The following is a 22346-nucleotide window of genomic DNA, read 5'->3' as shown; positions in this document are numbered from 1 at the left end:
AGGAACGCCCCAATGCTCGACATGCGCCAGGTCACCAAGGTCTACCGCACCGCCATGGTCGAAACGCACGCGCTGCGCGCGCTCGACCTGCACGTGAAGGAAGGCGAATTCGTCGCCGTCACCGGGCCTTCGGGTTCCGGCAAGACCACCTTCCTCAACATCGCCGGCCTGCTCGAGGATTTCACCGGCGGCGAATTCACCCTGGATGGCGAGAACGTGAAGGGCCTTTCCGATGACGCGCGCAGCCGCCTGCGCAACCAGAAGATCGGCTTCATCTTCCAGGGCTTCAACCTGATCCCCGACCTCAACCTGTTCGACAACGTCGACGTGCCGTTGCGCTACCGCGGCATGTCGGCCAAGGACCGCAAGCTGCGCATCGAGGATTCGCTGGGCCTGGTCGGACTGGGTTCGCGGATGAAGCATTTCCCGGCGGAGCTTTCCGGCGGCCAGCAACAACGCGTGGCCATCGCCCGCGCGCTGGCCGGCAGCCCGCGCCTGCTGCTGGCCGACGAACCCACCGGCAACCTGGACTCGCAGATGGCGCGCGGGGTGCTGGAATTGCTGGAAGACATCAACTCGCAGGGCACGACCATCATCATGGTCACCCACGACCCGGAACTGGCCGCACGCGCGCAGCGCAACGTGCACATCGTCGATGGCATGGCCACCGACCTGTCGGTGGAACCGGCGCTGATCCGCGCCGCCCAGGCGGCCGGCGCCTCCGCCAGCACTTCGGTCTAAGGAGAACGCCATGCTCGGCAACAGCATGTTCGCCTATTACTTCAACCTGGCCCTGCGCAGCTTCAGGCGCAACAAGGTCCTGACCGCGCTGATGGTGCTCGCCATCGCCCTGGGCATCGGCGCCAGCATGACCACGCTGACCGTGTTCTACGTGCTGTCGGGCGATCCGGTGCCCACGCGCAGCGACAGTCTGTACTACGTGCAGATGGCGCCGGAAAGCATGAACGGTTTCACCCCGGGCGAAGAACCGGCCGAGCAGGTCACCCGTTTCGATGCGGAAAAACTCTTGCGCGAGAAGCGTGGCGATCGCCAGTCGATGATGACCGGTGGCGGCGCCGCGATCACTCCCGACAAGCAGGGCCTGATGCCGTTCCAGGTGGACGCGCGCTACGCCTCTTCCGACATTTTCCCGATGTTCGACATGCCGTTCCTGTTCGGCGCCGGCTGGAGCGCGAGCGAAGACGAACGCCGTGGCCGCGTGGCGGTGATCGCCAAGGCCCTGAACGACAAGTTGTTCGGCGGCGCCAACAGCGTGGGCAAGACCGTACGCATGGACAAGGTCGATTTCACCATCGTCGGCGTACTCGACGAATGGCGGCCGACGCCGCGCTTCTACGACATGAACAGCGACCGGTTCGGCGAGCTGGAACAGGTATTCCTGCCGTTCTCCACTTCGCGCGACCTGAAGATGGGCCGCAACGGCAGCATGGACTGCTGGGACGACAGCAACGAAAGCAGCGATCCGGAAGGCTCCACCGGCGTCAACGCGCCCTGCGTCTGGATCCAGTACTGGGTGCAACTGGACAGCGCGGCCAAGGCCTCGGCCTACAAGCAGTACCTGATCAACTATTCGGACCAGCAACGCAGCGCGGGCCGTTTCGAACGGCCGACCAATGTTCGCCTGCGCAACGTGATGGAGTGGCTGGACTTCAACAAGGTCGTCCCCGGCGACGTGCGCCTGCAGGTCTGGTTGGCGTTCGGCTTCCTGCTGGTCTGCCTGCTCAATACCGTTGGCCTGTTGCTGGCCAAGTTCCTGCGCCGCAGCAGCGAGGTCGGCGTGCGTCGGGCCCTGGGCGCTTCGCGTCGGCAGATCTTCGTGCAATGCCTGGTGGAAGCCGGAACGATCGGCCTGGCTGGCGGCGCCGCCGGCTTGGTGCTCGCGTGGCTTGGATTGTGGGCAGTCCGGCAACAGCCGGCCAGCTACGCTGAACTGGCCCATCTCGACCCGATGATGCTGCTCACGACGGTGGTGCTCGCCTTGGTCGCCAGCCTGGTGGCGGGACTGATCCCGGCCTGGCAGGCGATGCAGGTCACTCCGGCCATGCAGCTCAAGTCCCAATAACGCTTCTCCCCTCCCCTTCGCCTGCGGCGAAAGGAAGGACAACGCCCGAACTAACGGAGAACTTCCATGGAACTGCGTCCCATCCTGTCCACCCTGCTGCGGCACAAGACCGCCGCTGCGCTGATCGTGCTTGAGATCGCGCTGAGCTGCGCGATCATCTGCAACGCCCTGTTCCTGATCGGCAACCGCGTCGAGCGGCTCAACCTGGTCAGTGGGGTCGCCGAGAAAGAAGTCGTGCGCGTGCAACTGACCGGCATCGGCGAGGACGACAACGCCGAAGCCCTGACCAGGAGCGACCTGGCCCTGTTGCGCGGGTTGCCGGGGGTCACGGCTGCGACCGTGACCAACCAGGTCCCGTTCGTCAATTCTTCCTGGAATACCGGCGTCACCATGGTCAAGGACCAGAAGCAGCCGACCCTTAACGCCACCACCTACATGGGCGACGAGCAGTTCCTCGCGGCGCTCGGCCCGAAGCTGGTCGCGGGCCGCGACTTCGCCTCCGACGAGTTCATCGAATGGTCGGCGCTGGATGCTCCCGGCAGCAAGCTTTCGATTCCTGCAGTGATCATTACCCAGAGCCTGGCCGACAAGCTGTTCCCCGGGCAAAGCGCCATCGGCAAGAGCTTCTACAGTTGGGGTGAAAACGCCATCCGCGTGGTCGGCGTAGTCGATCACCTGGTACGCCCCAGCGAGCAAGGCGGCGCGGTGGCGCACGAATATTCGATGATCTTCCCGATCCACGTTCCCTTTTCGATGGGCGGCAACTACCTGCTGCGCACCGATCCGGCACGCCGCGACGAAGTGCTGAAAGCTGCAGTGGCCGTACTGGAAAAGAACAGCCCCAACCGCATCATCCTGGAGGAAAACACCAAGTCCGTGGAGGACCTGCGCGCGCAGTACTACCGCCAGGACCGGGCCATGGTCTGGATGCTGGTCGCGGTGATCGTCGCCCTGCTGGTGGTGACCGCGCTGGGCATCGTCGGCCTGGCCAGCTTCTGGGTGCAGCAGCGGACCAAGCAGATCGGCGTGCGTCGCGCGCTGGGCGCCACCCGCGGCCAGATCCTGCGCTACTTCCAGACCGAGAACTTCCTGCTGGCCACGATCGGCATCGTGCTGGGCATGCTGCTCGCCTACGCCATCAACCAGTTGCTGATGGGCAAGTACGAATTGCCGCGTCTGCCGTTGTTCTACCTGCCGGTCGGCGCGGCGCTGCTGTGGCTGCTGGGCCAGGTCGCGGTGTACGGACCGGCGCGAAAGGCCGCGTCGGTGCCACCGGCGGTGGCTACGCGCAGCGCCTGAGCCGAAACTTCATCGCGGGAGGAACTGCGCCCGACCACCCAAGGACTCAAGGCCTTGGGGGCAAAGTCCCTCCCGCATTCTCTATTCTTGGATTTTTCGGGGTTCATGCTTCGCTGCTTATAGTCACCCCTCCCCGATCCGGAGCAGCCATGCCATGAACAGGTTCCGCCTTCTGCCGCTGGCGCTCGCCCTCGCCCTCGCCGTCCTGCTGCCGTGCGCCGCCTCGCAGGCGCAGGAAAAGCCGGCGGCGCCCGACAGCGGAGTGTTCGTTTCCGAAGGAACGCTAGACACTTATGTCGGGACTTACGTCATTTCGCCCGGCTTCGAACTAAGGGTATGGCGGGAAGGCGAACAGCTGATGCTGCAGGCGACCGGGCAGGCCGCATGGCCATTGCAGGGTCTCTCGGAAACCGTGTTCCGGGTGCAGGCGATGGACGCCAAGGTCACCTTCGGCACCAATGCGGCAGGCGACGTGGATCAACTGGTCCTGCTCATGGACGGTCGCGAGACCAAGGCAATACGAAGATAAGCCCCCTCAGTGCAACGGAGCCGCGGTGATCATGAAGAAAACGAATTTCCTGTGCAGTCTCCTGTTCGCGCTCGTGGCACCGGCGGCGAGCGCCGCCTCCGCATCGCCGGAGGCGCAGGATCAGCTCACCCGCGAGATCTCCGCACTCGATAGCGCCGTGTTCGATGCGTTCAACCATTGCAGCGATCCGGCGCGGCTGCAGGAACACGCCGGCTACTTCGCCACGGATGTCGAGTTCTACCACGACACCGGCGGCGTCACCTGGACCCGCGATGCGATGATCGCCAACACCGGCAAGTACGTGTGCGGCCACTTCACCCGCGAACTGGTTCCGGGCAGCATGAAGGTCTATCCGATCAAGGATTTCGGCGCCGTATCGCAAGGCGCGCACCGCTTCTGCCAGATCGACGGTGGCAAGTGCGAAGGCCTCGCCGACTTCACCATCGTCTGGCGCAAGCAGGACGGCGAGTGGCGGATCACCCGCGTGCTCAGCTACGGCCACCGGGCGGCGGCCGATGCGCAATAGACGCTACGATGCGCGCCACGGACCGACCACATCGACCAGACTGATAATTCAAGCATGCCCAACCTGCTGATCATCGACGACAACCCCGCGGTGGCCACCGCGCTGGAAGTGCTGTTCTCGCTGCACGACATCGCCACCCTGCACGCGCAGACGCCCGAAGCCGGACTGGCGATGCTGCAGGGCGAATCGGTGGACCTAGTGATCCAGGACATGAATTTCACCGAAGACACCACCTCGGGAGACGAAGGCGTGGCGCTGTTCGCGCAAATCCGCGCACAGCACCCCGATCTACCAGTGATCCTGCTGACCGCATGGACCCACCTGAGCAGCGCGGTGGAACTGATCAAGGCCGGCGCCGCCGACTACGTGGCCAAGCCGTGGGACGACCGCAAGCTGCTGGCCACGGTCAACAACCTGCTGGAACTGGCCGAAGCGCGCAGCGAACTGGACCGGCGCCGCAGCCGCGAGCGCGCCCGCCAGGCGCAACTGGCGGACAAGTACGACCTGCGCGACGTGGTCTTCGACGATCCGGCCAGCGAACGGGTGATCGCGCTGGCCTGCCAGGTCGCGCGTTCGGAGCTGCCGGTGCTGATCACCGGGCCCAACGGCAGCGGCAAGGAAAAGATCGCCGAGATCGTGCAGGCCAATTCCTCGGTCCGCAACGGCGCATTCGTGACCTTGAACTGCGGCGCGTTGCCGTCGGAACTGATCGAGGCCGAACTGTTCGGCGCCGACGCCGGCGCCTACACCGGCGCCAACAAGGCGCGCGAAGGCAAGTTCGAGGCGGCCGATGGCGGCACCCTGTTCCTGGATGAAATCGGCAACCTGCCGCTGGCCGGACAAATGAAGCTGCTGCGCGTGCTGGAAACCGGGCGCTTCGAGCGTCTCGGCTCCAATCGCGAACGCCAGGTCAGCGTGCGCGTGATCAGCGCGACCAATGCCGACCTGCCCGCGTTGATCCGCGAGGGAAGTTTCCGCGAGGACCTGTACTACCGGCTCAACGCCATCGAACTGGCGTTGCCGCCGCTGTCCGAACGCCCCGGCGACATCCTGCCGCTGGCCGAGAGCTTCCGCCCGGCCGACAAACCCATCGGCGACAGCGCGCGCGCCGCGCTGCTGCGTCATCCGTGGCCAGGCAACGTGCGCGAACTGCGCAACGTGGTCCAGCGCGCCGGCTTGCTGGCGACCGGCGACCGGATCCAGGCCGCGGACCTCAACCTGCCCAAGCCCAGCGGCGCGCCGAAACAGAGCGTGTCGGCCGAACCCGACCGCGCCGGCATCGAGGCCGCGCTCGCCCGCGCCGGCGGGGTGATCGCGCAGGCGGCGGCGGACCTCGGCCTGAGCCGGCAGGCGCTGTACCGGCGCATGGACCGCTTCGGCATCAAGCTTCCGTGAGCAGGCACGAATGATTCGTCGTTCCGTCGCCGGCCGCCTGCTGTTCTGGTTGCTGCCGCTGTTCGGCGTAGCGATCGCCTTGCCGCTGTTGCTGCTGCGATGGCTGGATGATCCGAAGCTGGTCGGCATGCTCTCCGCGCTGGTGATCGTGCCGCTGGCGGTGTGGGTTGTACGGCGCGCGCTGGCGCCCCTCAACTCGTTGTTCCGCGCGCTGGCGGGCAGCGTCAGCACCTATCGCGATGGCGAGTACAACTTCGGCATCCACTGGCGCGGGCGCGACGACCTCGGCGACCTGGTGCACGCGCATGCGGAACTGGGCGACGTGCTGCGCACCCAGCGCCAGGGCCTGGTGGAACGCGAGCTGTTGCTGGACACGATGGTCCAGAACACACCGGTGGCGATGCTGCTGGTCGCCGCCGGCGGCGATGGCGAACGCCGGGTGGTGTTCGCCAACCTGGCCGCGCGCAAACTGCTGCACAGCGGCTGGAAACTGGAAGGCCAGCGCTTCGACGACCTGCTTGCTGCTGCGCCGGTGGAAATGCGCGAGGCGATGCAGCGCGGCGGCGACGGCCTGTTCGCGATCGGCAGCGAGGAAGAAGGCGACGAGGGGTTCCAGGAAGAGCAGGTCTACCACCTGGCCCGGCGCAACTTCCGCCTCAACGGCCGCAAGCATGAACTGCTGCTGCTGCGCCTGCTGACCAATGAACTGCGCCGCCAGGAAGTGCAGACCTGGAAAAAGGTCATCCGCGTGATCAGCCACGAATTGAACAACTCGCTGGCGCCGGTCGCGTCGCTGGCGCATTCCGGCGCCGAACTGGTGCGGCGCGGGCGCCACGAACGGCTGGAGGAAATCTTCGCCACCATCGAAGAGCGCGCGCGTCATCTGGAAGGTTTCATCCGCGGCTACGCACGCTTCGCCAAGCTGCCGCAACCCTTGTTGAACACGGTGGACTGGACCCATTTCCTGGCTGGGCTGCAGCGACAGATCGGCTTCGATCTGGAAACGCCGGCCGACGGGATCAGCAGCCGCATCGACCAGGCGCAGATGGAGCAGGCGCTGCTGAACCTGCTGAAGAACGCGCACGAAGCCGGCGGCGAAGAAACCGGGGTCAGCGTGCGCCTGGTGCGGCTGCCGGAATGGCTGCGCATCGAAGTGTTGGATCGCGGCGCCGGCATGAACGATTCGGTCCTGCAGAACGCGCTGGTGCCCTTCTATTCGACCAAGCGCAACGGCACCGGCCTGGGCCTGGCCCTGACCCGCGAGATCGTGGAAGCGCATGGCGGCAGATTGTCCATGCACAACCGCGAGGGTGGTGGGTTGTGCGTGGCGATACAGTTGCCGGATAACACCTGAGAAGTATCTTGGATACCTGCTCTCCCTCTCCCCTTGCGGGAGAGGGTGGCCGGAGGCCGGGAGAGGGGTGCCGGAGCTAATGGCAGTGAATGGCGATAGTGCGTCGAGTGCAGAAGAGCCAAAGCACGCGTCGCTACGCTCGCGCCCCCTCTCCTGCCCTTCGGGCATCCTCTCCCACAAGGGGAGAGGGGAGAACTCAAGGCATTTCGAGCCCCTGTACCGCCAACTCACGCCGCATCACCACGCGCAACCGCATCGGGAAACCCAGCATCCGCTCCCGGGCCACGATCTCGCGGAGTCCCTGGCCCCACTCTGTTCCAGCCAACTCCGAGAATCCGCGCTTCGCGTAGAACGGCGCATTCCATGGCACATCGCGCAGCGTCGTCAATGTCATCGCTGCATACCCGCGCGTGGCGGCTTCACCGCAAACCGCTTCCAGCAACGCGCTGCCGATGCCGCATCGTCCGTGTTCCGGCACCACGTCCATCTCGAACAGATGCGCGTGTCCGTCAACCTCCCCGCACAGGGCGAAGCCCACGGCTTGTCCCTCCACTTCGGCGACCCGCAGGATTCCGCTGCGGATGCCTTGCTGCAGATCGGCCGGCGACAAGCTGTGCATGGCGAACAGGTCATGGGCGCCATGGCCCAGCAGCAGCGCAGCAGCGCGACGCTCGACTTCCAGCAATGCGGCGATATCCGATTCGTGGCCCGGACGTATCAGCGGCCGGGTCACGGCGATTCAGCGCCGACGCGAGGCATCGATCCGGGCCAGCAACCACTGCAACCCTGCCAGGTGCTGCTGGTCGTGGCTGCACAGCATGTGCACCAGTCCACGGACGCTGATCGGTGCGCCATCGAACACGGCAGTGCGCTCGAACTGCGCTTCGGTCAGGCTGGAAATGGTTTCAAGCGTCTTCGCGCGGGCGGCGCGGAATGCGGCGAAGACGCCAGCGGCGTCAGCCGAGGCGTAGTCGCGTTCCACGGCCAGCGTTTCGCCATCGACGTTGTCGAGCACGGGATCGGTTTCGCACAAGCCGCGCCGGAAGCGCGCGTGGTAGCCATCGATTTCGATGTCGCGCACGTGGCAGATCTGCTCGATCGCACTGAAAGGCTCGCTGGGGATGCCTTCCCAGCTATCTGGCTTCCAGTTTTCGAAGCCGGTGGGTACCGCAGAAAAAAATTCCTGCAACTGCTGCGGGAAGCTTTCCAGCGCGTCCAGGGTGACCCGATTCATTCGCTCTGACTCGATTTCTTCGGCCGCTGCCAGCCTTCGATCGCCTGCTGCCGCACCCGCGACACGGTCAGCATGTCGGCCGGCGCGTCCTTGCTGATCACCGAGCCGGCGCCGATGGTCGCGTTCTTTCCGATCGTGACCGGCGCCACCAGCGCCGAATTGGAGCCGATGAAGGCGCCATCCTCGATGGTGGTGACGAACTTGTTGATGCCGTCGTAGTTGCAGGTGATGGTGCCGGCGCCGACGTTGACGCCGCTGCCGATCACCGCATCGCCGAGATAGGTCAGGTGGTTGGCCTTGCTGCCCGTGCCGAGCACGGCTTTCTTGGTTTCGACGAAATTGCCGACATGCACGCCATCGGCGAGCACCGTGCCCGGGCGCAGGCGCGAATACGGGCCGATCTGCGCCGCGCCTTCGCTGACCACGCCATCGAGATCGCAATGCGCGCGCACCAGGGTGCCGGCGCCCAGTTTCACGTCCTTCAGCCGCGTGAACGGACCGATGGTCACGCCATCGCCGAGCTCGACCGTGCCTTCCAGGACCACGTCCACGTCGATCTCCACGTCGCGGCCCACGCTGACCGTACCGCGCTGGTCGTAGCGTGCCGGATCCAGCAGGCGCGCTCCCTGCGCGCACAGCGCGCGCGCCTGTCGCAGCTGGAAGGCGCGCTCGAGTTGCGCCAGTTGCCAGGGATCATTGGCGCCTTCGGCTTCGATGGCCTCACCGACCAGGACCATTTCCGCGGCACTGAATTCGCCGGCGGCGGCGGCGAACACATCGGTCAGGTAGTACTCGCCCTGCGCATTGTCGTTGGACAGGTGAGCCAGCCAGCGCTTCAGCGCAGTCGATTCTGCAGCGATGATGCCGGTGTTGATCACACGGATGCGGCGTTGTTCCTCGTCCGCGTCCTTCTGCTCGACGATCGCGGCGACGCGGCCCTCGGCATCGCGCACGATGCGGCCATATCCGGTCGGGTCGGCGACTTCGGCGACCAGCACGGCGAGCCGGCCCGGTGCGGCAAGCAGGCGCTGCAGGGTCTCGCTGCGGATCAGCGGCACGTCGCCATAGAGGACCAGCACGGTGGCCGCATCCGGCACCTGCGGCATCGCCTGTTCGACCGCATGGCCGGTGCCCAGTTGTTTTGCCTGTTCGGCCCAGTGCAGGTCGGGCTGGTCGGCGAAGGCTTGTCGCACCTGTTCCCCACCATGTCCGTACACCACATGGATGCCCGACGGATCCAGCGCGCGCGCCGCGGCGATGACCTGGGCCAGCATCGGTTGCCCGGCGATCGGCTGCAGCACCTTGGGCCTGGCCGAACGCATGCGCTTGCCTTCGCCGGCGGCGAGGATGATGACGTGCAGGGGTGCGGCCATGTGCGCTCCAGTGATGGGTGTCGCGAACTATTCTAATGATCCATTCTAAATCGCTCCGCTGTTAGCATGCGCGCGATGATTCCGCCTCCTGCTTCGACTTCGATCCCGCCTGCGCTTGCGCCTCCGCTGCCCGCCGCCGCTCCCGCCGAGCGCCGGCAGGTTGCCCTGCTTTGGCTGGGCTTGCCGTTGTGCGCGTTCGGGATCTTCCACTACAGGCTGTGGGAGCAATGGCATTCGGGCCGCTTCGGCGAATTGCTGCTCCTTTCCCTGCTGGCCTGGGGCCTGGCCTGGCCACTGCGTAAATTCGCACGCTGGTCCTGGGCCACGGCACTGGCATTGCCGTGGTGCCTCGCGCTGCTGTTGTTCGCGGGAGTAGTGCCGGTAATGGCGACATTGGCACTGGCGACTACCGCGCTGGCCCTGGGCGGCTTGCTCGACGCACGCAGCTCGCCTCGCATGCCGCCCGCCCTGCAGATCACATGCGGCCTGGCGCTGCTGGGAGCGCTGCTGGGATGGCTGTTGCCGCTGCCCGTGCATTTCCGCTGGAGCTATCTGGGCCTGGGCCTGCTGCTTGCGGGACTCCGGCGAAAACAACTGCTGGAATGCGCGCGCAGCCTGCGCGAGGACTGGATGCAGTCGGTGGCCGCGGCGCCGCGCATCGCCGGCATCGCCGTGCTCGCCCTGGGCCTGGCCAGCACCGGAAGCTGGCTGCCGACCCTGCAGGTGGACGATCTGGGTTATCACCTGCGGCTGCCCTGGGAATTGCTGGAACAGGGCCGCTATGCGATGGATCCGGAAACCCACGTCTGGGCCCTGGCCCCGTGGCTGGGCGACGTGCTGCAGGCGTTCCCGCAGGTCATCGCCGGCGAAGAAGCGCGCGGTCCGGTCAATGCGCTGTGGATGCTGCTCACCGCTTCCGGCGTCTGGCGGCTGGGCAAGGCGCTGGGCGGCGATGCGCGCGCCAACTGGGCCGCCATGGCCTTGTATGCGAGCCTGCCGTTGACGGCATCGCTCGCGGGCAGCATGCAGACGGAAACGCCGACGGCCGCGCTGCTGGTCTGGCTGGTCGTGCTGATCGTGCAAGCGACCGAAGTGCGGGGGCGCGGACTCCTTTGCGGCGCCGTGCTGGTGGGTGGCCTGCTGGCTCTGAAATTGGCCGCCGCTGCGGCCGCGCTCGTACTGCTGCCCTGGGCGATGTGGCGGCACCGGAATTCACTGCGCCTGCTGCCGGCCCTTGCCGCTGCGGCGATGGCTTTGGCCCTTGGCGCCAGCAGCTATGCCTATGCCTGGATCATCGCCGGCAATCCATTCCTGCCGTTGTTCAACACTTACTTCCACTCGCCTTATTTCCAGGCCGCCGACTTCGACGACGTGCGCTGGCATGCGGGCTTCAACGCACTGCTGCCGTGGCGCCTGACCTTCGATACGAGCCGCTACCTGGAAGCCTTCGCCGGCGGCGGCGGCTTCGTGCTAGTCGCCCTGTCGGGTGGCTGGGTGCTGGCGCTGATGCAGCGTCGCACTTCTCTGATCGCGATGATGATGGCTGTTTCGATCGCCCTTCCGCTGATCCCGATGCAATACCTGCGCTACGCGTTTCCCGCATGCGTGCTGTTGCTGCCATTGCTGGCGACGACCGCCTTGCGCGCCGATCCGCGGCATGCCGCCTGGTTGCTGGGCAGCGTATGCCTGCTCAATTTCGCCTTCCAGGCCAATGGCCACTGGATGCTGCGGACCGGCGCGGTGAAGGAAACCATCCTGGCGCTGGGCGACGACCACGCCTCGTTCCGGCACTACGCGCCGGAACGCATCCTGCTTGCCCAACTGCGTGGCTCACCCGCCAGCGCCGGCAATGTGCTCGCCATGGATCCGGACAGCGCCTGGGTGGCGGAGATGGGCGCGCGGGCCCGCACCACTTCCCGCTACGATCCGTCGTTGGCCGCGGCGGCGACTGCCGCCGATCCCGATGCCAGCGGCGACGCCTGGCGATCGCTGTTTCAAAAAGAGAACATCACTGAAGTTCTGCTGAGGAAAAAGACCTTGACCGAAGCCCAGCGCAACGGCTTGCGCCGGGCGAACGCGACCTTGCGTGCCGAACTCGGAGAGGCGCAATGGTGGAGCGTCGAGCCGCAGGAGGCCCGGCCATGAGCGTCCTGCGGCAAAGCCGCTATTACCTGCTGATCGGCATCCTGCAATGGCTGCTGGACTGGGGAGTGATGGTCGCGCTGAGCCACGGCGGCCTGCCGGTCGAGCCCGCGAACGTGGTGGGGCGGATCAGCGGGGCGATGCTCGGCTTCTGGTTGAACGGGCGCATCACTTTTTCCGGCGACGAACACCGCATGGGCCGCAGGCAGTTCGCACGTTTCCTGGCGATGTGGCTGGCGACCACCGCGATCAGCACCTGGTCGCTGGGGGCCATCGATGACGTATTCGGCCTGCGTTGGGCCTGGATCGCCAAGCCGGCACTGGAAGTGGCGCTGGGAGTAGTCGGCTTCCTGTTGTCGCGGCATTGGGTGTACCGGCACTAATCGCCTCGTAGGAGCGGGCCTTGCCCGCGATGCTCTTGCACGATCTGATCGAAGAGCATCGCGCCCAAGGGGCGCTCCTACAACCGCTCCGCCCGCAAACCCTTGATCAAAAAAACGCCGGCACGAGGCCGGCGCTTCGACATGCGTGCGGGGCGAAACCTCAGTGCTTGAGGTTCTTGCGTAGACGCTCCAGCGCTTGAAGCTGCACGGTGGCTTCGACCAGCTTCTGCTGGGCTTCGGCCACGTCCATCGCTTCGCCACGATTGGCCAGTATCCGTTCGGCTTCTTCCTTGGCCGCGCGCACCGCCGCTTCATCGATGTCGGTCGCGCGGATCGCGGTGTCGGCCAGCACGGTCACGACCTGCGGCTGCACCTCGAGGATGCCGCCGCCGATGGCGAAATCCAGCTGCTCGCCGCCGGGCAGGGTCACCACGACCTTGCCGGGTTTCAGGCGGGTGATCAGCGGAGCATGGCGCGGAGCGATGCCCAGCTCGCCCTGCTCGCCGGTGGCCACGACCAGGGTGGCTTCACCGTGGAAGATTTCCTGCTCGGCGCTGACGATGTCGCAACGGATGGTGGATGCCATGGGTTTGTCTCGCTTTGTTCGGCTTGGGAAGGTGAGAAGTGAGAGGTGAGAAGTGAGAAACGAGGGAGCAGCTTTTACTGACTCCTCACTCCTCTCCCCTCACCACTGCCCTTACGCCTTCTCGGCCAGCTTCTTGGCCTTCTCGACCGCTTCCTCGATGCCGCCGACCATGTAGAACGCCTGCTCCGGCAGGTGGTCGTACTCGCCATCGCAGATCGCCTTGAAGCCGCGGATGGTGTCCTTCAGCGACACGTACTTGCCGGGCGAGCCGGTGAACACTTCGGCCACGTGGAACGGCTGGCTGAAGAAGCGCTCGATCTTGCGCGCGCGGCCGACGGCCTGCTTGTCTTCTTCCGACAGCTCGTCCATGCCCAGGATGGCGATGATGTCCTTCAGTTCCTTGTACTTCTGCAAGGTGGACTGCACGCGGCGGGCGGTATCGTAGTGCTCGTGCCCGATCACGTTCGGGTCGAGCTGGCGGCTGGTGGAGTCGAGCGGATCGACCGCCGGGTAGATGCCCAGCGAAGCGATGTTTCGCGACAACACCACGGTGGCGTCCAGGTGGGCGAAGGTGGTCGCCGGCGACGGATCGGTCAGGTCGTCCGCGGGTACGTACACGGCCTGGATCGAGGTGATCGAACCGGTCTTGGTCGAGGTGATGCGCTCCTGCAGCACGCCCATTTCCTCGGCCAGGGTCGGCTGGTAACCCACCGCCGACGGCATGCGGCCGAGCAGCGCGGACACTTCGGTGCCGGCCAGGGTGTAGCGGTAGATGTTGTCGACGAAGAACAGCACGTCGCGGCCCTTGCCGTCGGCGTCCTTCTCGTCGCGGAAGTATTCGGCCATGGTCAGGCCGGTCAGGGCGACGCGCAGGCGGTTGCCCGGCGGCTCGTTCATCTGGCCGTAGACCATCGCGACCTTCGACTCTTTCATGTTCTCCAGCTTGATGACGCCGGCTTCGGCCATCTCGTGGTAGAAGTCGTTGCCTTCGCGGGTGCGCTCGCCCACGCCGGCGAACACGGAAAGACCCGCGTGCTCGGTGGCGATGTTGTTGATCAGCTCGAGCATGTTCACGGTCTTGCCGACGCCGGCGCCGCCGAACAGGCCGACCTTGCCGCCCTTGGCGAACGGGCACATCAGGTCGATGACCTTGATCCCGGTTTCCAGTAGGTCGTTGCCCGAGGACTGGTCGGCGTAGGCCGGTGCCGCGCGGTGGATTTCCCAATGCTCGCTGGCTTCGACCGGACCGGCCTCGTCGATCGGCTCACCGAGCACGTTCATGATCCGGCCCAGGGTGCCCACGCCGACCGGCACCGACACGGCCTTGCCGGTGTTGGTGGCGACCAGGTTGCGCTTCAGGCCGTCGGTGGAACCGAGCGCGATGGTGCGCACGATGCCGTCGCCCAGCTGCTGCTGCACTTCCAGGGTGATGGCGGTGCCATCGACCTTCAATGCGTCGTAAATCTTCGGCACGTCGGTGCGTGCGAATTCGACGTCGACGACGGCGCCGATGATCTGGACGATCTTGCCTTGGTTGCTCATGGTGCTGACTCCGTAACTTTCAAGTTGTTGTAGGAGCGGCGTAAGCCGCGACCGTCTTGTTCGGTTGCAGGTTCGCGGCTTGCGCCGCTCCTACGGGAATTCGTCAAACGGCTGCGGCGCCGCCCACGATTTCCGAGATCTCTTGCGTGATCGCCGCCTGGCGGGCCTTGTTGTAGACCAGTTGCAAATCGCCGATCAGCTTGGTCGCGTTGTCGCTGGCCGACTTCATCGCGACCATGCGCGCGGCGTGTTCCGAGGCCACGTTCTCCAACACCGCCTGGTACACCAGCGATTCCACATAGCGCGTCAGCACGTGCTCGAGCACGGTCGCGGCATCGGGTTCGTAGATATAGTCCCAGTCGTGCTGGGTGATCGGAGTGTCCGAAGCCGGCAACGGCAGCAGCTGGTCGAAGGCCGCGCGCTGGGTCATGGTGTTGACGAAGTCGTTGTACACCAGGTACACGCGGTCGACCTTGCCGGACGAATACGCATCCAGCATCACCTTGACCACGCCCACCAGCTGTTCCAGCTGCGGACGGTCGCCGAGGTGGGTGACGCTGGCCAGCATGTCGACCTTGATCCGGCGGAAGAAAGCCGAAGCCTTCTGGCCGATGGTGACCACATCGATCCCGGCGCCCTTGTCCTGCCACTGGCGCACTTCGCCCAGGGTCTTGCGGAACAGGTTGTTGTTGAGGCCGCCGGCCAGGCCGCGGTCGGACGAGACGATGATGTAGCCGACGCGCTTGATTTCCTTGCGCTCGACCAGGAACGGATGCTGGTACTCGGAATTGGCCTGTGCCAGGTGGCCGATGACCTGCTTCATGGCGCGCGCGTAGGGACGCGACGCCTTCATGCGTTCCTGCGCCTTGCGGATTTTCGAGGCCGAGACCATTTCCAGCGCGCGCGTCACCTTGCGGGTGTTCTGCACGCTCTTGATCTTGGTTTTGATTTCACGACCGCTTGCCATTTCTTCTTCCCGTAGAGCGGAGCTTGCTCCGCTGCCTTCCAGCCCAGCGGAGCAAGCTCCGCTCTACACAGCCTTTGTTACCAGCTACCCGTCGTCTTGAATTCGGAGATGCCGGCCTTGAACGCGGCTTCGATCTCGTCGTTCCAGTCGCCGCTGGCGTTGATCTTGTCGATCAGGTCGCCCTTGGTGTTGGCGAAATGGGCGTGCAGGCCTTCTTCCAGCGCCAGCAGCTTGTTCACCGGCACGTCGTCCAGGTAGCCCTCGTTGACCGCGTAGATCGACAGCGCCTGGTTGGCGATGGACATCGGCTGGTACTGCTTCTGCTTCATCAGTTCGGTGACGCGCTGGCCGCGCTCGAGCTGCTTGCGGGTGGCTTCGTCCAGGTCCGAGGCGAACTGCGCGAACGCAGCCAGCTCGCGGTACTGGGCCAGCGAGATGCGGATGCCGCCGGACAGCTTCTTGATGATCTTGGTCTGGGCGGCGCCGCCGACGCGCGACACCGAGATGCCCGCGTTCACCGCCGGGCGGATGCCGGCGTTGAACAGGTCGGTTTCCAGGAAGATCTGGCCGTCGGTGATCGAGATCACGTTGGTCGGCACGAACGCGGACACGTCGCCGGCCTGGGTCTCGATGACCGGCAATGCGGTCAGCGAACCGGTCTTGCCCTTGACCGCGCCGTTGGTGAACTTCTCCACGTAGTCCTCGGACACGCGCGCGGCGCGCTCCAGCAGGCGGCTGTGCAGGTAGAACACGTCGCCCGGGTAGGCTTCGCGGCCCGGCGGACGCTTCAGCAGCAGCGAGATCTGGCGGTAGGCCACGGCCTGCTTGGACAGGTCGTCGTACACGATCAGGGCGTCTTCGCCGCGATCCATGAAGTATTCGCCCATGGTGCAGCCGGAGTAGGCGCTGATGTACTGCATCGCGGCCGATTCGGACGCGGTGGCGGCCACGATGATGGTGTGGGCCAGGGCGCCGTTCTCTTCCAGCTTGCGCACGACGTTGGCGATGGACGAGGCCTTCTGGCCGATCGCCACATACACGCATTTAATGCCGGTGCCCTTCTGGTTGATGATCGCGTCGATGGCCAGCGCGGTCTTGCCGGTCTGGCGGTCGCCGATCACCAGTTCGCGCTGGCCACGGCCGATCGGGATCATCGCATCGACGGTCTTGTAACCGGTCTGCACCGGCTGCGACACCGACTTGCGCCAGATCACGCCCGGGGCCACGCGCTCCACCGGTGCGGTCATCTTGGCGTCGATCGGGCCCTTGCCGTCGATCGGCTCGCCCAGCGCGTTGACCACGCGGCCCAGCAACTCGGTGCCGACCGGCACTTCGAGGATGCGGCCGGTGGTCTTGGCCACATCGCCTTCGCGCAGGTTCTCGTAGTCGCCCAGGACCACGGCGCCGACCGAGTCGCGTTCCAGGTTCAGGGCGAGGGCGAAGGTGTCGTTCGGCAGTTCGATCATTTCGCCCTGCATCACGTCGGCCAGGCCGAAGATGCGCACGATGCCGTCGGACACGCTGGTCACGGTGCCTTCGTTGCGGGCCTCGGCGGCCAGCTTGACCTTCTCGATGCGGGTCTTGATCAGTTCGCTGATTTCGGACGGGTTGAGCGTGGTTGCCATGGGTAAGTCCTATGTGCCGGAGTGAAGCCGGCGGTTCAAAAGAATTTCGCGTAGGTGTTATTGGGCGAGTGCGGCCTGCAGCCGCGACAGCTTGCCTTTCAGCGAGCCATCGATCACCACGTCGCCCGCGTCGATCACCGCGCCGCCGATCAGCGACGCGTCGATCGCGGTGCCGAGTTCGACTTCGCGGCCGAAGCGCTTCTTCAACGCCGCCCGGATCGTGTCGAGTTCGCCGGCCGGCAGTTCCGTGGCGGAAGTGACGGTGGCCTTGACCACGCGTTCGGCCTCGGCCTTCAGCTCTTCGTACAAACCGGCGATTTCCGGCAGCTGCGCCAGCCGGCGGTTTTCCGCCAGCAGAGCCAGGAAGCGCGAGAACGATTCGCCAGCGCCATCGATCGACAGCAGCGACACCGCTTCGGCATGGCTCAGCTGTGGATTGAGCAGCAACGATGCGGCGCGCGGGTCGGCGGCCACCTGCGCGGCGAAACCGAGCGCGCTGGACCAGCCGGCGAGGCCGTTTTCGTCCTGCGCCATGGAAAACGCGGCGCGGGCGTACGGACGGGCGAGGGTGAGGGCCTGGCTCATCGGATCAGATCTCTGCCGCCAGCTCGTCGAGCAGCGCCTTGTGGGCGTTGGCGTCGATCTCGCGCTTGAGCAGCTTCTCGGCGCCGCTCACGGCCAGGACCGAGACCTGCTTGCGCAGCTCTTCCTTGGCGCGGGTGCTGGCGGCGTCGATCTCGGCCAGGCCCAGCGCCTTCTGCCGGTTGGCTTCGGCGATCGCGTCGTTCTTGGCGGCTTCAACGATCTGGTTGGCACGCTGGTGCGCCTGGTCGATGATTTCGTTGGCCTTCGTGCGCGCTTCTTTCAACGCGTCGTTGACCTTTTCCTGCGCCTGCGCGAGATCCTTCTGGCTGCGGTCGGCCGCGGCCAGTCCTTCGGCGATCTTCTGCTGGCGTTCTTCGATGGCCGCATTGATGTGCGGCCAGCCGAACTTCATCACCATCCACGCCACCGCGAAGAACACGATGCCCTGGACGATGAAAGTTAGGTTGATATCCATGACGTACTCCTGACGCCGGCGCGCGAAGCGCCGACGCTAGCCAAGACCGGTTGCCTGATCAGCCCGCGATCGCGGACAGGAACGGGTTGGCGAAGATCAGCAGCAGGGCGATGGCGACGCCGATGATCGGCACCGCGTCCAGCAAGCCGGCGACGATGAACATCTTGGTCTGCAGCATCGGGGTCAGTTCCGGCTGGCGGGCCGAACCTTCCAGGAACTTGCCGCCAAGGATGGCGAAACCGATCGCGGTGCCGAGGGCGCCGAGACCGATCAACAGGCCGGCCGCGATGACCGTGAACTTCGCGATTTCTGCGTAGAGGGCGACATTTTCCATGGTGTTCTCCGTACTGCTCGTCAGGTTTGAAAAAGGAATGGATCGAAAGGGTGAAGCGAAATCAGTGGCTTTCCGCCGCCATGCTCAGGTACACGATGGTCAGCATCATGAAGATGAAGGCCTGCAGGGTGATGATGAGGATGTGGAACGCGGTCCAGACGAAGCCGGAAATGAACTGCAGCGGCGCCATCACGTAGGTCATGCCGCTGGAAGCCGCGGCGTTCCAGGTCATCAGTGCGATCAGGATGAAGATCAGCTCGCCGGCGTACATGTTGCCGAACAACCGCAGGGTCAGCGACAGCGGGCGCACCAGCTCCTCGATCACCCGCAGCAGCAGGTTGGCGGGGGCCAGCAGGATCTTCATGACCGTGCCTTCGGCGTGGAACGGCGCGGTGAAGGCCTCGGCGGTGAACTTGCCGATGCCCTTGTGGCTGATGCCGAACACCTGGATCAGCAGGAACACCATCAGCGACAGGCCGAAGGTGACGTTGAGGTCGGCGGTGGGCACGACGCGCATGTAGGCGTGCGCGGGGTCGTGGCCGGCCACTTCATTGGCCTTGCCCCACAGCGCCGGCAACCAGTCCACCGGCAGCATGTCCATGAAGTTCATCAGGAACACCAGGCAGAAGATGGTCAGCGACAGCGGCGCGATCAGCTTGCTGCGGCCGTGGAAGGTCTCGCGGACCTGGCTGTCGACGAAACCGACGACCATCTCGACCACGGTCTGGAACTTGCCCGGCACGCCCGCCGTCGCCCTGCGCGCGCTGCGCAGGAAGAAGAACAGGAACAGCCCCGACAAGGCCAACCCGTACAGCACGCTGTCGATGTTGATGGCCATGAACTTGCCCTCTCCGACCTGCCACTGGAGATGGTGCAAGTGGTGCTGGATGTATTCGGTGGACCCGCCACCGGAAGCCGATTCAGCGCTCACGTTCTACCCTGACACTAAAGTTCAAAACCAGTGGGTACGCGATCAAAGCGACCGCGAGCCCTGCCAGCAACGGGAGCGGCGCCATGCGCCCAACACCCGATGCCATTGCGAATACCGTTATCACCACCGCCCATTTCAGGCCGGTTCCCAGCACCAACCGCAGGAACGCGGACCGTGCCGTGACCACCCCGCCGCCCAGCGCGATATTCGCGGCCAGGGCACTTCCCGACACCACGCTGGCCCCGCCCAGAAGCGCCGCGAACATCGCGGACAAGCCCTGGATCAGGAAGACCAGCGCCACCAGCACTACGGCGGCCATTTGGTATGCCACCGCCCGCAATGCCAGTCGCCGGCCCGCTGCGGCGGAATTCAGCACAAGCGAAACCCGGTGGGATGGAAAGAGCGGGGCCACTGAGGCGCCCCGCCAAGCCGCAAAAGTATAGCAGGCGGCTAATTTCAGCGGCAACCGCCGGAAGCCGGTTCGATGACTTGCAACCCGGACCGCTGCCACAAAAAGCAGCCCTCAGGTGGAGCGTTAAACGATTTCAGCCGATTTGCCTGTTCAGTTTTAAATTCTGGAACTTTCCCCAGACGGACCGGTCAGTCCTTGCACGGTCTGCGCTCACTTCCTCGTCGATGCTCCGCCGCAGACCCTCCACGAAGCCCCGGCCGCTGCCGGGGCTTCTTCTTTTTCTGGAGGGACGCATGACGGGAAGGCATTTTTGATAGCTCTCGACTATCGAACCTAGCTAAAAGACGCATTGGACTAGTGGCCATCCACCTCCATAATGAGATCAATTCTCATTTGGAGCCCGTCATGGGCAAGACCCTGAGCTTCGCCGGCCTGCATTTCACCGTCGCCTTCCTGCTGGGCTGGCTGCTCACCGGCAGTGTGCTGGTGGGCGGAGCGCTGGCCCTGATAGAGCCAGCCTGCAACACGGTCGTGTTCCATTTCCACGAAAAGGTCTGGAGGCGGATCGAGCAGCGTCGTGTGTTGCGGACGTAGAGCCGAGCTTGCTCGGCTGCTTTCGATCTTGAGCGAAGAGCAGCCGAGCAAGCTCGGCTCTACGCACCGAAGGAAGGATGCTCCTGGCGCAGAATCAAAAGCGGCCGAGCAAGCTCGGCTCTACGCAGAAACGCCGCCGCTATTTCTTCTTGGGGATATAGAGGTCGGTGATGGTGCCGTCGAACACTTCCGCCGCCATGCCCACCGATTCGCTCAGGGTGGGATGCGGATGGATGGTGTGGCCGATGTCGGCCGCGTCGGCGCCCATTTCGATGGCCAGCGAGATCTCGGTGATCAGGTCGCCCGCATGCACACCGACGATGGCGCCGCCGATGATGCGATGGGTTTCCTCGTCGAAGACCAGCTTGGTGAAACCTTCGCCGCGGCCGATGCCGACCGCGCGCGCGGAAGCGACCCAGGGGAACTTGCCCACGCCGACCTTGAGGCCCTTGGCTTTCGCTTCGGTTTCGGTGACCCCGACCCAGGCGATTTCCGGGTCGGTATAGGCCACCGACGGAATCACCCGCGCGACCCATTCCTTCTTTTCGCCGGCCGCGACTTCGGCGGCGAGCTTGCCTTCGTGGGTGGCCTTGTGCGCCAGCATCGGGTTACCGACGATGTCGCCGATGGCGAAGATGTGCGGCACGTTGCTGCGCATCTGCCGATCCACGGGAATGAAACCGCGGTCGGTGACCGTTACGCCGGCCTTGTCCGCACCGATCTTGTTGCCGTTGGGCGAGCGGCCCACGGCGACCAGTACCCGGTCGTAAATCGTGGTCTGCAGTTCCGCTGGCTGGCCTTCGGTGGCGCTTTCGAAGGCGACGCTGATGCCTTTCTTCGAGGCTTCGACCTTGGTCGCCTTGGTCTTGAGATGGATCGCCACGCCCTGCTTCTTCAGGCGGTCGGCCAGCGGTTTGACCAGATCCTTGTCGGCGCCCGGCATCAGCTGGTCCATGAATTCCACCACCGTCACCTGGCTGCCCAGCGCGCGGTACACCGTCGCCATTTCCAGGCCGATGATGCCGCCGCCGACCACCAGCAGCTGCTTCGGCACGTCGGCGATCTGCAACGCATCGGTGGAATCCATGACCCGTTCGTCGTCCCACGGGAACGTGGGCAACTTCACCGCCTGCGAACCGGCGGCGATGATGCACTGCTCGAAACGCAGCAGCTGCTTCTTGCCGTCGTCGGCGACGATCTCGAGCTCATTGGGCGATACGAAACTGGCCACGCCCTGCACGGTGCGCACCTTGCGCTGCTTGGCCATCCCGGCCAGGCCCTTGGTGAACTGGCCGACGACCTTGTCCTGCTTGAAGCCGCGCAGCTTGTCCAGGTCGATCTTCGGTTTGCCGAACTCGACGCCGATATCGGCCGAATGCGCGGCTTCCTCGATCAGCGCGGCGGCGTGCAACAGCGCCTTGGACGGAATGCAGCCGACGTTGAGGCAGACCCCGCCCAGGCTGGAATAACGCTCGATCATCACCGTATCCAGGCCGAGATCGGCAGCGCGGAACGCGGCGGTGTAGCCGCCCGGGCCGGAGCCGAGCACGACCATGCGGCATTCGATGTCGGCCGGCTTGCCGGTGCCCAGCGCCGGCTTCGGCGCGGGCGGTTCGGCGGGGGCGCGATGCGAGGGCGCGACCGGCGGCTTCGAAGCCGGGACTTCGGCGGCCTTGGGCGCCTCTTCCTTGGGTGCGGCCGGCGTTGCGGCCGCGTCCGCGGTTTCGAGGACCGCCACCACGCTGCCTTCGGAAAGCGTGTCGCCGAGTTTCACTTTCAGTTCCTTGACCACGCCGGCGGCGCTCGAAGGCACTTCCAGCGTGGCCTTGTCCGATTCCAGCGTGACCAGGCCCTGGTCCTTGACCACCGTGTCGCCTACGGCGACCAGGATCTCGATGACCGGGACGTCGGTGTAATCGCCGATGTCGGGAACCTTGATTTCGATGTTTGCCATGCGGACTGATTCCTTAATACGTG

The 22346-nt window shown here is 65.2% G+C and carries 23 protein-coding genes; 10 read left to right on the top strand and 13 right to left on the bottom strand.

Translation table 11 applies throughout. The features are described from left to right. The first annotated feature begins 12 nt into the window (after positions 1-12). From CSC74_RS08960 to CSC74_RS08930, 7 genes are all read left to right on the top strand, one after another. On the top strand, positions 13-741 hold the full coding sequence (locus CSC74_RS08960; protein WP_162314095.1) for an ABC transporter ATP-binding protein: 729 nt from the start codon (positions 13-15) through the stop codon (positions 739-741). Between the two features lie 25 nt (positions 742-766). Further along, on the top strand, positions 767-2083 hold the full coding sequence (locus tag CSC74_RS08955) for an ABC transporter permease (protein ID WP_162314277.1): 1317 nt from the start codon (positions 767-769) through the stop codon (positions 2081-2083). A 66-nt stretch (positions 2084-2149) separates the two neighbouring features. Next, entirely contained in the window at positions 2150-3382 is a 1233-nt protein-coding gene (locus tag CSC74_RS08950) for an ABC transporter permease (protein ID WP_162314094.1), read from the top strand. Positions 3383-3536: 154 nt separating this feature from the next. Further along, positions 3537-3911: a DUF3471 domain-containing protein gene (locus CSC74_RS08945; protein ID WP_162314093.1), complete on the top strand. Its 375-nt coding sequence runs from the start codon at positions 3537-3539 to the stop codon at positions 3909-3911. A 31-nt stretch (positions 3912-3942) separates the two neighbouring features. Further along, positions 3943-4437 carry a nuclear transport factor 2 family protein gene (locus CSC74_RS08940; RefSeq protein ID WP_162314092.1) on the top strand — a complete coding sequence of 165 codons (495 nt, stop codon included), beginning with the start codon at positions 3943-3945 and terminating at the stop codon, positions 4435-4437. A gap of 54 nt (positions 4438-4491) precedes the next feature. Continuing rightward, positions 4492-5832: a sigma-54-dependent transcriptional regulator gene (locus CSC74_RS08935; RefSeq protein ID WP_162314091.1), complete on the top strand. Its 1341-nt coding sequence runs from the start codon at positions 4492-4494 to the stop codon at positions 5830-5832. Positions 5833-5842: 10 nt separating this feature from the next. Continuing rightward, entirely contained in the window at positions 5843-7186 is a 1344-nt protein-coding gene (locus tag CSC74_RS08930) for a sensor histidine kinase (RefSeq protein ID WP_162314090.1), read from the top strand. 196 nt (positions 7187-7382) lie between these two features. Here CSC74_RS08930 and CSC74_RS08925 read toward each other — a convergent pair whose 3' ends face one another. The 3 genes from CSC74_RS08925 to glmU are packed head-to-tail and all read right to left on the bottom strand — an operon-like array spanning position 7383 to position 9793. Continuing rightward, positions 7383-7919, bottom strand: a complete 537-nt coding sequence (locus CSC74_RS08925; protein ID WP_246193079.1) for a GNAT family N-acetyltransferase — start codon at positions 7917-7919, stop codon at positions 7383-7385. A 6-nt stretch (positions 7920-7925) separates the two neighbouring features. Next, complete coding sequence (locus CSC74_RS08920; protein WP_162314089.1) at positions 7926-8420, bottom strand: DinB family protein; 495 nt, start codon at positions 8418-8420, stop codon at positions 7926-7928. Further along, entirely contained in the window at positions 8417-9793 is a 1377-nt protein-coding gene (gene glmU, locus CSC74_RS08915) for a bifunctional UDP-N-acetylglucosamine diphosphorylase/glucosamine-1-phosphate N-acetyltransferase GlmU (RefSeq protein WP_162314088.1), read from the bottom strand. Before glmU ends, CSC74_RS08920 begins: the two co-directional genes overlap by 4 nt. A 75-nt stretch (positions 9794-9868) precedes the next feature. Here glmU and CSC74_RS08910 point away from each other — a divergent pair, with 75 nt between their 5' ends. Both CSC74_RS08910 and CSC74_RS08905 read left to right on the top strand, forming a co-directional pair. After that, a complete protein-coding gene (locus tag CSC74_RS08910; protein WP_162314087.1) occupies positions 9869-11938 on the top strand; it encodes a hypothetical protein in 2070 nt (689 codons plus the stop codon). Then, the gene (locus CSC74_RS08905) at positions 11935-12318 is read left to right on the top strand and encodes a GtrA family protein (protein ID WP_162314086.1); all 384 of its coding nucleotides are present in this window, start codon (positions 11935-11937) and stop codon (positions 12316-12318) included. Before CSC74_RS08910 ends, CSC74_RS08905 begins: the two co-directional genes overlap by 4 nt. A gap of 160 nt (positions 12319-12478) precedes the next feature. Here the strand turns inward: CSC74_RS08905 and CSC74_RS08900 are convergent, their stop codons facing one another. The 9 genes from CSC74_RS08900 to CSC74_RS08860 all read right to left on the bottom strand — a co-directional run bounded on the left by CSC74_RS08900 (position 12479) and on the right by CSC74_RS08860 (position 19694). Further along, positions 12479-12904, bottom strand: coding sequence for a F0F1 ATP synthase subunit epsilon (locus CSC74_RS08900; RefSeq protein WP_162314085.1), 426 nt, complete (start codon positions 12902-12904; stop codon positions 12479-12481). Positions 12905-13015: 111 nt separating this feature from the next. Further along, positions 13016-14446 (bottom strand): F0F1 ATP synthase subunit beta, encoded by a 1431-nt coding sequence (gene atpD, locus CSC74_RS08895; protein WP_162314084.1) that lies wholly within the window; start codon positions 14444-14446, stop codon positions 13016-13018. 103 nt (positions 14447-14549) lie between these two features. Then, positions 14550-15413, bottom strand: coding sequence for a F0F1 ATP synthase subunit gamma (gene atpG, locus CSC74_RS08890; protein WP_162314083.1), 864 nt, complete (start codon positions 15411-15413; stop codon positions 14550-14552). A 77-nt stretch (positions 15414-15490) separates the two neighbouring features. Then, positions 15491-17038, bottom strand: coding sequence for a F0F1 ATP synthase subunit alpha (gene atpA, locus CSC74_RS08885; RefSeq protein ID WP_162314082.1), 1548 nt, complete (start codon positions 17036-17038; stop codon positions 15491-15493). A gap of 57 nt (positions 17039-17095) precedes the next feature. Next, positions 17096-17623 (bottom strand): F0F1 ATP synthase subunit delta, encoded by a 528-nt coding sequence (locus CSC74_RS08880; protein ID WP_162314081.1) that lies wholly within the window; start codon positions 17621-17623, stop codon positions 17096-17098. A gap of 4 nt (positions 17624-17627) precedes the next feature. Then, entirely contained in the window at positions 17628-18098 is a 471-nt protein-coding gene (locus CSC74_RS08875; RefSeq protein WP_162314080.1) for a F0F1 ATP synthase subunit B, read from the bottom strand. Between the two features lie 58 nt (positions 18099-18156). Then, a complete protein-coding gene (atpE, locus tag CSC74_RS08870; protein ID WP_093285301.1) occupies positions 18157-18432 on the bottom strand; it encodes a F0F1 ATP synthase subunit C in 276 nt (91 codons plus the stop codon). 61 nt (positions 18433-18493) lie between these two features. After that, the gene (gene atpB, locus CSC74_RS08865; protein ID WP_162314079.1) at positions 18494-19363 is read right to left on the bottom strand and encodes a F0F1 ATP synthase subunit A; all 870 of its coding nucleotides are present in this window, start codon (positions 19361-19363) and stop codon (positions 18494-18496) included. Further along, entirely contained in the window at positions 19353-19694 is a 342-nt protein-coding gene (locus CSC74_RS08860; RefSeq protein ID WP_281349740.1) for an ATP synthase subunit I, read from the bottom strand. Before CSC74_RS08860 ends, atpB begins: the two co-directional genes overlap by 11 nt. Before the next feature lie 486 nt (positions 19695-20180). Here CSC74_RS08860 and CSC74_RS08855 point away from each other — a divergent pair, with 486 nt between their 5' ends. Beyond that, positions 20181-20369 carry a DUF2061 domain-containing protein gene (locus CSC74_RS08855; protein ID WP_162314077.1) on the top strand — a complete coding sequence of 63 codons (189 nt, stop codon included), beginning with the start codon at positions 20181-20183 and terminating at the stop codon, positions 20367-20369. Positions 20370-20508: 139 nt separating this feature from the next. On the opposite strand, the gene lpdA is transcribed toward CSC74_RS08855, so the two are convergent. After that, entirely contained in the window at positions 20509-22323 is a 1815-nt protein-coding gene (gene lpdA / locus CSC74_RS08850; protein WP_162314076.1) for a dihydrolipoyl dehydrogenase, read from the bottom strand. Between the last annotated feature and the right edge of the window lie 23 nt (positions 22324-22346).

Source organism: Pseudoxanthomonas yeongjuensis (assembly GCF_010093345.1).
GTDB lineage: Bacteria > Pseudomonadota > Gammaproteobacteria > Xanthomonadales > Xanthomonadaceae > Pseudoxanthomonas_A > Pseudoxanthomonas_A yeongjuensis.
The sequence above is the reverse complement of the archived record's forward strand: the minus strand, read 5'-3'. Positions and strand labels throughout refer to the sequence as shown.

What these genes read in the sequence shown, in the direction of transcription:
- atpE (WP_093285301.1), bottom strand. Translation starts at nt 18,432, where the DNA reads ATGGAAAATGTCGCCCTCTACGCAGAAATCGCGAAGTTCACGGTCATC.
- CSC74_RS08920 (WP_162314089.1), bottom strand. Translation starts at nt 8,420, where the DNA reads ATGAATCGGGTCACCCTGGACGCGCTGGAAAGCTTCCCGCAGCAGTTG.
- lpdA (WP_162314076.1), bottom strand. Translation starts at nt 22,323, where the DNA reads ATGGCAAACATCGAAATCAAGGTTCCCGACATCGGCGATTACACCGAC.
- atpG (WP_162314083.1), bottom strand. Translation starts at nt 15,413, where the DNA reads ATGGCAAGCGGTCGTGAAATCAAAACCAAGATCAAGAGCGTGCAGAAC.
- CSC74_RS08935 (WP_162314091.1), top strand. Translation starts at nt 4,492, where the DNA reads ATGCCCAACCTGCTGATCATCGACGACAACCCCGCGGTGGCCACCGCG.
- atpA (WP_162314082.1), bottom strand. Translation starts at nt 17,038, where the DNA reads ATGGCAACCACGCTCAACCCGTCCGAAATCAGCGAACTGATCAAGACC.
- CSC74_RS08900 (WP_162314085.1), bottom strand. Translation starts at nt 12,904, where the DNA reads ATGGCATCCACCATCCGTTGCGACATCGTCAGCGCCGAGCAGGAAATC.
- CSC74_RS08910 (WP_162314087.1), top strand. Translation starts at nt 9,869, where the DNA reads ATGATTCCGCCTCCTGCTTCGACTTCGATCCCGCCTGCGCTTGCGCCT.
- CSC74_RS08880 (WP_162314081.1), bottom strand. Translation starts at nt 17,623, where the DNA reads ATGAGCCAGGCCCTCACCCTCGCCCGTCCGTACGCCCGCGCCGCGTTT.
- CSC74_RS08955 (WP_162314277.1), top strand. Translation starts at nt 767, where the DNA reads ATGTTCGCCTATTACTTCAACCTGGCCCTGCGCAGCTTCAGGCGCAAC.
- atpD (WP_162314084.1), bottom strand. Translation starts at nt 14,446, where the DNA reads ATGAGCAACCAAGGCAAGATCGTCCAGATCATCGGCGCCGTCGTCGAC.
- glmU (WP_162314088.1), bottom strand. Translation starts at nt 9,793, where the DNA reads ATGGCCGCACCCCTGCACGTCATCATCCTCGCCGCCGGCGAAGGCAAG.
- CSC74_RS08945 (WP_162314093.1), top strand. Translation starts at nt 3,537, where the DNA reads ATGAACAGGTTCCGCCTTCTGCCGCTGGCGCTCGCCCTCGCCCTCGCC.
- CSC74_RS08940 (WP_162314092.1), top strand. Translation starts at nt 3,943, where the DNA reads ATGAAGAAAACGAATTTCCTGTGCAGTCTCCTGTTCGCGCTCGTGGCA.
- CSC74_RS08930 (WP_162314090.1), top strand. Translation starts at nt 5,843, where the DNA reads ATGATTCGTCGTTCCGTCGCCGGCCGCCTGCTGTTCTGGTTGCTGCCG.
- CSC74_RS08875 (WP_162314080.1), bottom strand. Translation starts at nt 18,098, where the DNA reads ATGGATATCAACCTAACTTTCATCGTCCAGGGCATCGTGTTCTTCGCG.
- CSC74_RS08950 (WP_162314094.1), top strand. Translation starts at nt 2,150, where the DNA reads ATGGAACTGCGTCCCATCCTGTCCACCCTGCTGCGGCACAAGACCGCC.
- CSC74_RS08855 (WP_162314077.1), top strand. Translation starts at nt 20,181, where the DNA reads ATGGGCAAGACCCTGAGCTTCGCCGGCCTGCATTTCACCGTCGCCTTC.
- CSC74_RS08905 (WP_162314086.1), top strand. Translation starts at nt 11,935, where the DNA reads ATGAGCGTCCTGCGGCAAAGCCGCTATTACCTGCTGATCGGCATCCTG.
- CSC74_RS08960 (WP_162314095.1), top strand. Translation starts at nt 13, where the DNA reads ATGCTCGACATGCGCCAGGTCACCAAGGTCTACCGCACCGCCATGGTC.